12 protein-coding genes are annotated in these 12,618 nt (G+C 68.5%); 3 read left to right on the top strand and 9 right to left on the bottom strand.

Features of this window, described 5'->3' with window-relative positions:
- Positions 1-15: 15 nt before the first annotated feature.
- The 5 genes from Cte04_RS07940 to Cte04_RS07920 all read right to left on the bottom strand — a co-directional run bounded on the left by Cte04_RS07940 (position 16) and on the right by Cte04_RS07920 (position 4,650).
- A complete protein-coding gene (locus Cte04_RS07940; RefSeq protein WP_066475044.1) occupies positions 16-804 on the bottom strand; it encodes a YoaK family protein in 789 nt (262 codons plus the stop codon).
- Positions 805-833: 29 nt separating this feature from the next.
- Positions 834-1,991 carry a glycolate oxidase subunit GlcE gene (glcE, locus tag Cte04_RS07935; RefSeq protein ID WP_066475041.1) on the bottom strand — a complete coding sequence of 386 codons (1,158 nt, stop codon included), beginning with the start codon at positions 1,989-1,991 and terminating at the stop codon, positions 834-836.
- Between the two features lie 177 nt (positions 1,992-2,168).
- Complete coding sequence (gene amt / locus Cte04_RS07930) at positions 2,169-3,512, bottom strand: ammonium transporter (protein ID WP_174522902.1); 1,344 nt, start codon at positions 3,510-3,512, stop codon at positions 2,169-2,171.
- A 29-nt stretch (positions 3,513-3,541) separates the two neighbouring features.
- Complete coding sequence (glnK, locus tag Cte04_RS07925; protein WP_066475036.1) at positions 3,542-3,880, bottom strand: P-II family nitrogen regulator; 339 nt, start codon at positions 3,878-3,880, stop codon at positions 3,542-3,544.
- A 17-nt stretch (positions 3,881-3,897) separates the two neighbouring features.
- On the bottom strand, positions 3,898-4,650 hold the full coding sequence (locus tag Cte04_RS07920) for a TorF family putative porin (protein ID WP_066475032.1): 753 nt from the start codon (positions 4,648-4,650) through the stop codon (positions 3,898-3,900).
- Between the two features lie 491 nt (positions 4,651-5,141).
- Here Cte04_RS07920 and Cte04_RS07915 point away from each other — a divergent pair, with 491 nt between their 5' ends.
- On the top strand, positions 5,142-5,675 hold the full coding sequence (locus tag Cte04_RS07915) for a DUF2165 family protein (protein WP_066475026.1): 534 nt from the start codon (positions 5,142-5,144) through the stop codon (positions 5,673-5,675).
- A gap of 53 nt (positions 5,676-5,728) precedes the next feature.
- On the opposite strand, the gene Cte04_RS07910 is transcribed toward Cte04_RS07915, so the two are convergent.
- From Cte04_RS07910 to Cte04_RS07900, 3 genes are all read right to left on the bottom strand, one after another.
- On the bottom strand, positions 5,729-7,057 hold the full coding sequence (locus tag Cte04_RS07910; RefSeq protein WP_066475024.1) for a sulfatase family protein: 1,329 nt from the start codon (positions 7,055-7,057) through the stop codon (positions 5,729-5,731).
- A gap of 168 nt (positions 7,058-7,225) precedes the next feature.
- Positions 7,226-8,209 carry a Bug family tripartite tricarboxylate transporter substrate binding protein gene (locus tag Cte04_RS07905; protein WP_066475404.1) on the bottom strand — a complete coding sequence of 328 codons (984 nt, stop codon included), beginning with the start codon at positions 8,207-8,209 and terminating at the stop codon, positions 7,226-7,228.
- A 130-nt stretch (positions 8,210-8,339) separates the two neighbouring features.
- Positions 8,340-9,326, bottom strand: coding sequence for a tripartite tricarboxylate transporter substrate binding protein (locus Cte04_RS07900; protein ID WP_066475022.1), 987 nt, complete (start codon positions 9,324-9,326; stop codon positions 8,340-8,342).
- 96 nt (positions 9,327-9,422) lie between these two features.
- On the opposite strand from Cte04_RS07900, the gene Cte04_RS07895 reads away from it, so the two are divergent.
- Both Cte04_RS07895 and Cte04_RS07890 read left to right on the top strand, forming a co-directional pair.
- A complete protein-coding gene (locus Cte04_RS07895) occupies positions 9,423-9,968 on the top strand; it encodes a MarR family winged helix-turn-helix transcriptional regulator (protein WP_066475009.1) in 546 nt (181 codons plus the stop codon).
- A 72-nt stretch (positions 9,969-10,040) separates the two neighbouring features.
- A complete protein-coding gene (locus tag Cte04_RS07890; RefSeq protein WP_066475007.1) occupies positions 10,041-11,615 on the top strand; it encodes a YifB family Mg chelatase-like AAA ATPase in 1,575 nt (524 codons plus the stop codon).
- Here the strand turns inward: Cte04_RS07890 and Cte04_RS07885 are convergent.
- A complete protein-coding gene (locus tag Cte04_RS07885) occupies positions 11,602-12,573 on the bottom strand; it encodes a LysR substrate-binding domain-containing protein (protein WP_083526571.1) in 972 nt (323 codons plus the stop codon). The two genes, Cte04_RS07890 and Cte04_RS07885, sit on opposite strands and share 14 nt — an antisense overlap.
- Positions 12,574-12,618: the final 45 nt, after the last annotated feature.

Below are 12,618 nucleotides of genomic sequence, written 5' to 3'. Positions count from 1 at the left end.
GGGATCCGTTCTTTGTTATGGGTTGGACGGCTCGGACCGGGATCGCGGCATCCGCCCCAGCGGCGGCGGCAGGCGGGCACGGTCGGCCCACAGGGGCGGCAGCGACAGCACGCACAGCACCACGGCCAGCGGCACCACGAACACGAAGCCCAGGTGCTTGAAGCCCGCGGCCCCCGCCACGCCGCCAAGCATGAACATGCCCAGCAGGCCGGCGAACAGCTTGAGCCGCGCCTTGTTCGCATGGATCTGGCGCTCGGGCGGGCTGCCGTTGCGGTTCCAGTACATGGCGCGCCCCAGCTCCATGCCGAGGTCGGTGATCACGCCCGTCATGTGCGTGGTGCGGATCTGGGAAGACGACATCTTGGTCACCGTGGCGTTCTGCAGGCCCATGATGAAGGCCAGCAGCAGCACCGTCAGCGGCACGGTGAACGGCGTGGACCAGGCCAGCGTGGCCGCGCCCAGCAGGCCGAAGACCAGCATCAGGCCGGCCTCCAGCAGCAGGGGCAGCGCATAGCTGCTGCGCAGCTGGCGGTGGCGCGCCCAGTTGACCAGCACGGCCGTCGCCGCCGCGCCGCAGATGAAGGCCAGCAGCGTTCCGATGGCCCCCAGCACCAGCGCCGTGTTGCCCAGCACCAGGTTGTCGGCCAGCAGCGATACCACGCCCGTCATGTGCGAGGTATAGAAATGCACGACCAGAAAGCCGCCGGCATTCACCGCCCCCGCATTGAAGGCCAGCAGCAGGCCCAGGGTGCGGTTGCTGGCACCGGTGCGGTGCCTGTCGGTCAGCAGGTGCAGGCGGCGCATGGGCAGGGATGACAAGGGCTGCAAGACGCCTACCAGGCGCTGGCCAGCCGGCCGCGGTTGAAAATGCCCTCGGGATCGAAGGCCTGCTTGAGCCGCTGATGCAGGATGGCCAGGGCCGATCCCGCTGCGGCATCGAAAACGGGGGCTGCGCTGATCTGGCCAGCACTTTCAGCCCTGAAAAGCGTCGCCGAACCGCCGACGGAAGCCGCCAGCGCCTGCAGCGGCGCGCCCAGGCCGCGCGGCGCCTGCACCCAGCGCTGTGCGCCGTGCCATTCGATGAACGGCCCCGTGCAGTCCGGAGGCAGCGCCAGCACCGGCGCCGTCTGCGGCACCGACAGGCGCCACAGGCAGCAGTCGGCAGAGCGCTCGGCAAACCAGGGCAGGGCCTGCTCGCGGCAGGCCGCCCAGTCGGCCGCCACCTGGTCGTTGGGCAGCGGTTCTCCGCCGCACTCGCCGATCAAACGCCGGCAGGCCGCCTGCACCGCGGCCCGGGCGCCGCGCAGGCGCAGGTACAGCGTACCCTCGGTTTGGGCGGGCTCCTGCAGCCAGCAGCTCGCATTCAGCGGCAGGGGCTGGCCGCCCCACTGGTTGAGCCACTGCAGGGCCTGCGGCTGGGAGCAGGCAAAGCGCAGCGTGGCCTCGGCCGGCGCCACGGGCAACACCTTGAGGCTGACCTCGGTGATCAGGCCCAGCGTGCCCCAGCTGCCCGCCATCAGGCGCGAGACGTCGTAGCCGGCCACGTTCTTCATGACCTGGCCGCCATAGCGCAGCAGCTCGCCGCGGCCGTTGACCATCTCCAGGCCCAGCACGAAATCGCGCACCGCGCCCACGCTGGCGCGCGCCGGGCCGGACAGGCCGGCAGCCACCATGCCGCCCACGGTGGCCCCGGCAGCGCAATGCGGAGGCTCGAAAGCCAGGCACTGGCCCTGTGCGGCCAGCACGGCCTCCAGCTCGGCCAGCGGCGTGCCGGCCATGACGGTCACGACGAGCTCGCTGGGCTCATAGCTCACGATGCCGGCCAGCGCGCGCGTATCCAGCACTTCGCCCTGCAGGGCGAGGCCGTGGAAATCCTTGCTGCCGCCGCCGCGTATGCGCAGCGGCGTCTTGTCGGCGGCCGCGGCGCGGATGCGCTCGGCCAGTGGGTGGATCCGGGGAGAGGGGCTGATGGCTGAGTCCATGGCCCGCATGGTAGCGGCTGGCGCGGCCCGCCCCCATCCCCGGGCGCTTGATTTTTTTGAACAAGCACTGTGACGCGGATTGGACCGCCCTCGCCGCCCCTTGTCCGAGCCCCCCGCCCGCAAAAAAGCCCCGCAGCTTGCGCCGCGGGGCCAACGTAATGAAACGGTACAGGGAGCTGGCCCAGCTCAGCGGGTGTAGGCGACTTCTCCATGCGAGGTGATGTCCAGGCCCTGGCGCTCGGACTCCTCGCTGACGCGCAGCCCCACGGTCAGCGCGGCGATCTTGTAGGACACCAGGGACACCACGCCGGACCAGGCGATGGTCAGCAGCACGCTCTTGACCTGCACCCACACCTGGTGGCCCATGTTGAAGCCTTCGGGCTCGATGCCGCCCAGGCCCTTGGCGCAGAACACGCCGGTCAGGATGGCGCCCAGAATGCCGCCCACGCCGTGCACGCCGAACACGTCGCACACGTCATCGACCTTGAGCATGCGCTTGAGGCCAGACACGCCCCACAGGCACAGGGGGCCGGCGATCAGGCCCATGACGATGGAGCCCATGGGGCCGACGAGGCCCGCGGCCGGCGTGATGCACACCAGGCCCGCCACGGCGCCCGAGGCCGCGCCCAGCATCGAGGCCTTGCCGCGGTGCAGCGCTTCGGCCGCGATCCAGGACAGGGCCGCCGCGCCGGTGGCCACGATGGTGTTGATGAAGGCCAGGCCCGCAATGCCGTTGGCCGCGCCGGCCGAGCCTGCATTGAAGCCGAACCAGCCCACCCACAGCAGCGAGGCGCCCACCATGGTCAGCGTCAGGCTGTGAGGAGGCAGGGCCTCCTTGCCGAAGCCGATGCGCTTGCCCAGCATGTAGGCACCCACGAGGCCGGCCACGGCGGCATTGATGTGCACCACGGTGCCGCCGGCAAAGTCCAGCGCGCCGTCCTCGGCCAGCAGGCCGCCGCCCCACACCATGTGGGCCATGGGGATGTAGCTGAAGGTGAACCACAGCACCGAGAACACGATCACGGCCGCGAACTTGATGCGCTCGGCGAACGCGCCCACGATCAGCGCCACGGTGATGGCCGCGAAAGTGGACTGGAAGGCCACGAACACGTATTCGGGAATGGTCTTGAGCGCGGACGACAGCGTATCGGGCGCAATGCCCATGAGGAACAGCTTGTCGAAGCCGCCGAAGAACTTCCCTTCGCCGCCGAACGCCAGCGTGAAGCCGTAGATGGCCCAGAGCACGGTGATCAGCGAGAAGATCACGAACACCTGCGCCAGCACGGACAGCATGTTCTTGCTGCGCACCAGGCCGCCGTAGAACAGCGCCAGCCCGGGGATGACCATCAGGATCACCAGCATGGTGGAGGTCAGCATCCAGGCCGTATCGCCCGCGCTCAGCGTGGGCACGACCTCCACGGCGGCCGCAGCGGCAGGCGCTGCCGCGGCACCGCCGTCCTGGGCCAGCACGGAGGCGCAGGCAGCCAGCAGGCCCGCTCCCAGGCCCATACTCAAAAGCTTCTTGGTCATGGCAATCTTTCTCTGACGGGATAAGGGGCTCAAAGCGCGGCGTCGCCGGTCTCGCCGGTACGGATGCGGATGGACTGCTCCAGCGACAGCACGAAGATCTTGCCGTCGCCGATCTTGCCGGTGCGCGCCGCGTCCTCGATGGCATCGATGGCCGCGTCGACCAGCTCGTCGGCAATGGCGGCCTCGATCTTGAGCTTGGGCAGGAAATCCACCACATACTCGGCGCCGCGGTACAGCTCGGTATGGCCCTTCTGGCGGCCGAAGCCCTTGACCTCGGTCACCGTAATGCCCTGCACGCCGATCTGGGACAGGGCTTCGCGCACCTCGTCGAGCTTGAAGGGCTTGATGATGGCAATCACCATTTTCATGACGGACTCCTGAACGATTACATGGATTTGGACAGCGTCAGAATCAGACGCGGCTTGTTGACATCGCCGAAGTAGGAGCGCTGGGTCGCGCCCGTCACGGCGGCTGCCAGCGCCACGCCGGAACCGAAGTCGTAGGCGCCGCCCACGCTGTAGTCCACGTAGCTGGGAACACCCAGGCTACGGATGTCGCTGGAGAAATGCGTGTAGCCCACCGATGCCTTGAACGTGACCTTGGGCATGACCTCCTGGCTGAAGGCGAACTGCAGATAGCCGGTGTTGCGCCCCTTCAGGCCCGAGCCGTCGCGGGCGCCGGCCCAGCCGAAATAATCCTTGGAGACCGTGTGCGAGTACTTGGCCGTGAACGGCCCGTAGGTGGCGGCGCCATACAGCTCCGTGGTGTTGCCGCGCGCATTGCCGGGGTAGACATAGGTCAGCATGCCCAGGTCCCAGTCCACGTCGGCGGCCTTGAACTTGTAGCCGCCGTAGAAGTCGCTTTCCAGCGAGTTGCCGGGCAGCCAGTCCACCGTGGAATTCCAGTTGCCCACATACCAGCCGCTGTCGCCAAAGCTGTAGTCGAAGCCGCCCTGCAGCGCGGGCTTGACGGCCTTCTTGCGGCTGCTGTCCTGGTCCTGGCCGCGGAACTTGTAGTTGCTGGTCAGCGCCACGTTGGCCGTCAGTTCGGCGTGGGCCCACAGCGGAGACATCGCGGCACATGCCAGGGCAGCGGTCTTGGCGAAGGTTGTGAAACGGATGGCAGCGAGACGGGGCATTCTGGGTTCCTCCGGTTTGCAAAAAAATTTGTCACAACGGATAAAGCACAGACCGTGCCAGCTGGCGCAGGCCCTGCGCCGCCCCCTGCCTTCTCCCCGCAGGCGCTGGGAAGGCCGGCTCCCATGCACCGCTTCTGTGCACAAGCGGTGCACCGTTTCGCGCAAGCCGCGCCAGGCCGGGCCGGGCGAGCGAGCGGCACCAAAACAGTGCATCCACGGGCGGCCTGGAGTGCGGTGCACCTTTGTTGACATGCATCGACCAGAGCAGGGACAATCGGGCCCCCTCCTGGCACGGACTCGATCCAGCCGGAAATGAAAGCTTCCCCAGCTTTCAGCCGGCTTCAGGTTTTCCAGTCCCGATCCCCGTGCCTTTGTGCGCCAGCACGTCTCCTTGCCAACCCCGTTGGTGTCTCCCTGAATACCGGCCCGGACCTCGCGTCTGCGGCGGCCTGTTCATTCATCCCATCCTTGTTGTTTATTCGGAGCCTCGAATGCTTATTCGTCTGTCCAAATCCGCCATGGTGCTCGCCATGGCCTTCTTCGCCACGCTGGTCGCCTTCGGCAACATCACCGACTACGCCACCAATTTCGCCTTCGTGCACCACGTGTTCCTGATGGACACCACCTTCCCGGGCAACGGCATCATGTACCGTGCGATCCAGCAGGAATGGGTGCACCATGCCGGCTATATCGGCATCATCACGCTGGAGACCTTGACGGCGGTGCTGTGCTGGATCGGCGGCGCGAGGCTGCTCAAGGCGCGCAACGCGGCGCCCGGGGCTTTTCGCGCCGCCAAGAACTGGGCCATTGGGGGCCTGACCCTCGGTTTCCTGACCTGGCAGGTGGCGTTCATGTCCGTGGGCGGCGAATGGTTCGGCATGTGGATGTCCAAGCAATGGAACGGCGTGCCCGACGCCTTCCGCTTTTTCATCACCTTGCTGATGGTGCTCATCTACCTCACCATGGATAACGACGCGCTGCCCGGGCAGGACGCAGCGGCCCGCGGCATGCATGCACCGCAGTGACGCAAAAAAAGCCTGCCGGCATGCCGGCAGGCCCGAAGTGCGGGAGCGCAGTTTCAATAGCTGGCCTGGGGCAGCTCCGCCCTGGTGAACACCAGCGAAACCCTGGCTTCTTCGGGAATCGGCGGCAGCGCCGCGTTCCACGCCTGCCAGGCCTGGCGCAGTTCGGCCAGCCGCCCGGGCTCGCGTTCGCGCAGATTGGCGCGCTCGCGCGGGTCGGCCGCAAGGTTGAACAGGTATTCGATGCCTTCGACCTGCAGGTATTTCCAGTCGCCGCGCACCAGCGCGCGCTGGTCGCGGTGCTTCATGCGCCAGGCCAGGTCGCGCTGCGGATTCCATTGCGCATCGTCCATCAGCGGCAGCAGGCTGATGCCGTCCAGCGGATAGTCCGGATGCGCGGCCACGCCGGCCGCGGCCAGGAAGGTGGCGCTCCAGTCCATGGTCAGGTTGGGCACGTCGCTGACCGCCCCCGGTGCGATGCGCGCCGGCCAGCGCGCCAGCAGCGGCACGCGGATGCCGCCTTCGAGCAGGTCCATCTTCTGGCCCACGAAGGGCCAGTTGTTGGAAAAGCGCTCGCCGCCGTTGTCGCTGGTGAAGACGATGAGCGTGTTCTCGGCCATGCCTTTCTTCTCGAGCGCATCGAGCAGCCAGCCTATGCCTTCGTCCATGTGGTGGATCATGCGCTGGTAGGTTGCGATGGAGCCGCCGTCGGTGTGCTTGCCGATGCCCGCGATGCGCAGCGACTCCTCGCGGTCGTCGCGCGTCAGCCAGGGCCAGTGCGGCGCGCTGTAGTGCAGCGACAGGAAGAAGGGCCTGTCGGCCGTCTGGCGCTCGACGAAATCCACGGCGCGGCGGCTCAGCAGGTCGGTCAGGTAGCCGTCTTCCTCGTGCGGCTGCTCGTTGAGCCAGAAGTCGGGGCGCCCGCGCGGATCGCAGTGCGCGAAATAGTCGGCCCCGCCCGCATGGAAGCCGTAGAACTCCTCGTAGCCCGACAGGCGCGGGCCGAAATGCGGCGGATAGCCCAGGTGCCACTTGCCCACCAGGGCCGTGGCATAGCCGGCGTCGCGCAGCAGCGAAGCCACGGTGGGATGGTCGGGCGGCAGGCCCAGCACCTTGTCGCCGTGCACGCTGGCAATCGGCTCCTCGGCCGCGCCGCGCAGCCGGTACTGCCAGCGCCCCGTGGCCAGCGCAAAGCGCGTGGGCGAGCACACGGCCGAGTTGGAATAGCCGCGCGTGAAGCGCAGGCCCTGGGCCGCCATGGCGTCCAGGCGCGGCGAGACGTCGCAGGCATTGTTGTGCGCATCGCGCGCGCCGGTGCAGCCCAGGTCGGCATAGCCGAGGTCGTCGGCCAGGATGAAGATCAGATTGGGGCGGGGATCAGCCATGGTGAAAAGAAATGTGCAAAGCCGTCCCGGCGAACCGGAGCGCCATGCGTTTGGTTTCAAAAACAGAAGCAGCTAGCGCTTGATCCACATCGACTTCAAGACATTTTCAGCATGAAATCCATGCAGGATGCGCGTCAGCCGCTCCTCAATTCATAAGCCCTCAACGCTTCACGGCTTGAAGCCCGAGCGCTGGACCACGGGCGCCCACTGGGCGCGGTAGGCCCGGAGCATGCGCGCGGTTTCCTCGGCGCTGCTGACCACGGGCATCAGGTTGGAGGCCGCGAACTTCTGCTGCGTGTCCGCATCCTTCATCACCTCCTGCACCAGTTGCGACAGGCGCTGCACCGTGACCGGCGCCATGCTCTGCGGGGCGAACAAGGTGTTCCAGCCCGTACCCACGAGGTCCACGCCCAGCTCCCTGAGCGTGGGAATGCCCGGCGCCATCGGGCTGCGCTTTTCGCCCGAGGTGGCCAGCACGCGCAGCTTGCCCGCTTCGTGCTGGGCGATCTGTGTGTCGAGGGTGTCCACGGCGATCGGCACCTGACCGCCCATCAGGTCGGTGAGCAGCGGACCCGAGCCCTTGTAGCCCACGACCTCCACGGGCACCTTGGCCGCCTCGCCCAGCATCAGAGCGAAAAAGTGCGGCAGGCTGCCCGTGGCCGGCACGCCGAAGTTGGCCTGCTGCGGATTGGCCTTGAGCCAGGCGAACAAATGCGACAGCTGCTTGACCGGCACGGCGCTGGCCACGGCCAGGCCGAATTCGTAGCGGTTGACCTCGCTGACCGGGCGGAAGTCCTTCTCGGGGTCGTAGCCGGAGTCGGCAAACACCAGCGGCGCCACCACCATGGCGGCCGGATTGGCCAGCAGCAACGTGGGCTGGGAGGCCGGCAGGTTCTTCACCTGCTGGGCCGACAGGCGCCCGCCCGCGCCGGGCTTGTTTTCCACGATCACCGGGCTGCCCATGCGGGCCTGCAGCTTGTCGGCCACGATGCGGGCCACGCGGTCGGTGGCGCCGCCGGGCGGATAGCCGACCACGATGCGCAGCGGCGCCTTGTTCGGGAACAGCGCTTCCTCGGCACGCGCCTGCGCGCTGGCTGCGGCCGCCGCCATGCCGGCGCACGCCAGCATGCGGACCAGGGTTCTTCTTTGCATCGTCATAGATCTCCCGCGACATCGCCGAAAAAATGCAGTGTAGGCCAGCCCGCCGGCCATGCCGGACCTGGGCAACGCGCCTTTTCAGCGCGCTGCCGGCGCGATTGCGGCGCAGCCTCCGGCCCGTTCATCAATCCGTCTTGAGCTGGATCCTGCGCGCCAGCGCACCCCATTTGTCGGAAAGCTCGCGGGCCTTGGCCTGGGCCTGCTCGGGGCTCGACCCGACCATCTCGATGTCCACGGACTTGACCTTCTCCTGCTGCTCCGGCGAGCGGATGGCTGCATCCATGGCCGCGAGGAAGCGCTTCTGGATCTCTGGCGGCACGCCCTTGGGCGCGGCCAGGAACAGCCAGAAGGTGCCGTCGAACTCCGGATAGCCCGACTCGGCAATCGTGGGCAGCTTGGGCAGCAGCGCCGAGCGCTGCCTGCCCGAAGTCGCCAGCGCCGTCACACGCCCGCTCTGGATCTGCGGCAGCGCGGTGGGCGCAGCCAGAAAGCCGCAATCCACCTGGCCTCCCATCAGGTCCTGCATGGCGGGCGCCGGCCCCTTGTAGGGGATGTGCACCATCTTGACTCCGGCGGTGCTCAGCAGCGACTCCATCACCAGGTGCCCGGGCGAGCCTGCGCCGCCCGTGGCATAGGTCAGGTCGCGGGTCTTGGCCGCGTCGATCATGTCCTTGACGGTCTTGAAGCCCAGCCTGGGGTTGCAGACCAGCGCCTGCGAGAAGCGGGCCGCGGCATTCAGGGGCACCAGCGCATCGCTCTGGTAGCCGATGTTCTTGTAGATGTGCTTGTTGACGGTGATCACCGGGTCCATGGCCCAGAGCCAGGTGTAGCCGTCGGCGGCCGAGCGGGCGGCCTCGGCCGCGCCGATGTTGCCGTTGGCGCCGGGCTTGTTCTCCACGACCACGGCCTGCCCCAATACGCCCTGCACGGCCGCGGCAATCGGACGGATGGCGATGTCCGAAGGCCCGGCCGGCGGATTGGGCACGATGATGCGTATGGGCTTGCTGGGCCAGGCATCGGCGGCCTGCGCCGCCGCCCACCAGGGGCTGGCCAGCAGGGCCGCGATGCCGGCGATGCGGCCGGCGCGGCGCAAAGAAAAGGGGCTGGGCATGGGTTGTCTCCTCGCTTGTCGTTTGCGCCACTGTAAGCAGCCTCCCCATAATGGATCTAATCCATCATTCCTAGAGAAAACCCACAGGCACGACCCATGGCTGACGACAAGGCCTCTGCGGCCCCGCTCCATCCCTGGCAGCAGGCATCCACGCTGGACGACATGTTCCTCTACCACCTGGCCCGCCTCATGGGCTCGGCCGGCAGCATGGTGGTGCGCCTGTGCGAAGGCGGCTTCGGCATCACGCGCCGCGAATGGCGCATGGTCGGCCTGCTGGCCGACATCGGCCCCATGCGCCCCTCCGAGCTGGCCGAGCAGGCCCAGCTGGACCGGACCCGCACCTCGCGCGCCATCTCCGCCCTGGTGGCCAAGGGCCTGGTGAGCAAGCACGGGCTGGCCGGCGATGCGCGCCAGGCGCTGCTGCAGCTCACGCCTTCGGGCCGGGCGCTGCATGCCGAGCTGTTTCCCCAGGTCCAGGCCATCAACCGGGAACTGCTGCGCGATGTGCCGCAGCAGGAGCTGGAAGCCGTGTCCCGGGCCTTCGCCCGCATCCGGGAGCGCGCGGCCGCCATGCAGCAGCAGGGCAGCATTCCCAAGGCGCCGCGCAACCGCAGCCAGCAACGCCCCGCCGCCAAGCCGTGACAAGCCCTCTTGCCCGCCGGCCGCACGCGCGCATAAGCTAGGCGCCAACCCCGCTATGCCAAAGAGAGGCCCATGAGTCTTGCGCTGATCCAGAGTCGTGCCCTGCTGGGGCTGGAGGCCCCGGGCGTCACCGTGGAGGTCCATCTGGCCAACGGCCTGCCGTCGTTCACGCTCGTGGGCCTGGCCGATGTGGAAGTCAAGGAGGCGCGTGAACGCGTGCGCGCCGCCATCCTCAATGCGGGGCTGGAGTTCCCGTCCAACAGGCGCATCACGGTCAACCTCGCGCCGGCCGACCTGCCCAAGGATTCGGGTCGCTTCGATCTGCCGATCGCACTGGGCATTCTTGCAGCCAGCGGGCAGATCGACGCCCGGCGCCTCAAGGACTTCGAGTTCGCGGGCGAGCTGTCGCTGACCGGCGCGCTGCGCCCCGTGCGCGGCGCTCTGGCCACGGCTCTGGCCCTGCAGCGCCAGCAGCAGACGGCGGCACTGGTACTGCCGCCCGGCAGCGCCCAGGAAGCGGCCTTTGTTCCCTCGGCCCAGGTATTCTGCGCCCACCACCTGCTCGACGTGGTGGCGCAGTTCTTGGCCCATGCATCGCCGGTTGCGGCGGATGCCGGGGAAACGCCCGCTGCGCCACCGGACGCCGGTGCCTGCGGTGCAGCCGGCTGGCACCGCGTGACGGCGACGCCGCCCGCCCCCGTGACGGATGCACCCGACCTGCGCGATGTGCGCGGCCAGGCCCAGGCCAAGCGTGCGCTGGAGATCGCCGCGGCCGGCGCGCACGGGGTGCTGATGGTCGGGCCACCGGGCTCGGGCAAATCCATGCTCGCCCAGCGTTTCGCGGGCCTGCTGCCGCCCATGACGGACGGGGAAGCGCTGGAAACCGCGGCCATTGCCAGCCTCGGCGGCCGCTTCAGCCCCGAGCGCTGGCGCCAGCGCCCGTTTGCCGGGCCCCACCATACGGCCAGCCCCGTGGCCCTGGTGGGAGGAGGCTCGCCCCCAAGACCCGGAGAGGTCTCGCAGGCCCACCATGGAGTGCTGTTTCTGGATGAGCTGCCCGAGTTTGCCAGGAGCGCGCTGGAGGCCTTGAGAGAGCCTCTGGAAACCGGTTGCATCACCATTGCGCGCGCAGCGCAGCGTGCGGAATTTCCCGCGCGCTTTCAGCTCGTCGCAGCCATGAACCCCTGTCCCTGCGGCTACTGGGGCTCGCGCGTGCGCGCCTGCCGCTGCACGCCCGACCAGGTGTCGCGCTACCAGGCGCGCATCAGCGGGCCGCTGCTGGACCGCATTGACCTGCATGTCGAAGTCGCGGCCCTGCCCGCGCAGGAGCTGCTCGAAGCCCCTGGCGGCGAGTCCAGCAGCGAAGTGCGCGCCCGCGTGGAAGAAGCGAGAAATGCCGCCATGCAGCGCCAGGGCATGCCCAACCATTTGCTGCAGGGTGCGCTGCTCGACGCCCATCTGCAGCTCCAGCCCGAGGCCCTGCAGTTCGCCCACAAGGCCGCAGCCAAGCTGGGCTGGTCGGCACGCGCCACGCACCGCACGCTCAAGGTTGCCCGCACCATTGCCGACCTGGCCGGCAGCACGGCGATTGCGCCGGTCCATGTGGCCGAGGCCATGCAGTACCGCCGTGCGCTCATGCAGGCATAGGCTCGGCCTGCCGCCGGTGTACCCGCTGCGCCGGCCCCGGCCGGACGTGCTCGCCGGCCGCAATGGCCTGTGCATGGATGCCCAGCAGCTGCGCGAACGCACGCAGGGCCGGCGACCAGCCCGCGACGGAGCCGGTGACGAAGCAGGTGTCCACCCACGCGAATTCCTCGGCCAGCCCGGGCGGCAGCGAAATCCAGTGCACCCCGAAACGCTGCTGCTGCGCCTCCACCAGCGCGCGCGACAGCAGCGCATAGCCCATGCCGGCGGCCACGCAGCCGAGGATGGTGTCCAGCATGCCCAGCTCCATGATGCGCACCGCCGTCACGCCCTGCGAGGCCATGAGCAGCTCCACGCGCTGGCGGTAGCTGCAACCCTGGCGGAAGGCCAGGAACACCGATGCGCAGAATTCCTGGGGCGTTGGAAAGCGCGTGAGCGGCTGGCCGCTGACCAGCACCAGCTCCTCGCGGAACACCGGCCAGGACTGCAGCCCGGAGTGCGGCGCCGCGCCGTTCACGAAAGCGCAATCGATGCGCCCGGCCATCAGCGCTTCCAGCAGCGCGGCCGTGGGCTGGGCCTCCAGCTCCAGGTCGATGCCGGGGTGCTGGCGGCGCAGCTGGGCCAGCAGCACCGGCAGGCGCAGCGCGGCCGTGGTTTCCATGGAGCCGATGCGCAGCGTGCCGGCCACCTGCGAGGCGCCCTGCGGGTCCAGGCCCTGCAGCTGGGCCAGGGCCAGGTCATGCGTGCGGAGCATGTGCCGCGCATGCTCCAGCAGCAGGCGCCCCGCCGGCGTGGGGTGGACAGGGCTGGCCCGCTCCAGCAGCTGGGCGCCGGTTTCCTCCTCGAGCTTCTTGACATGGGCCGTGACATTGGACTGCACCGTGTGCAGCAACTGGGCGGCAGCGCCAAAGCTGCCGGTATCGCAGACGGCCTCCAGCATGCGCAGGGACTTGAGTTGCATGACACCCATCTTTCCTTGAGATTTACATCATCATTTTCAATCATT

The sequence above is a fragment of the Comamonas terrae genome, from assembly GCF_001544075.1.
Lineage (GTDB): Bacteria > Pseudomonadota > Gammaproteobacteria > Burkholderiales > Burkholderiaceae_C > Comamonas > Comamonas terrae.
The sequence above is the reverse complement of the archived record's forward strand: the minus strand, read 5'-3'. Positions and strand labels throughout refer to the sequence as shown.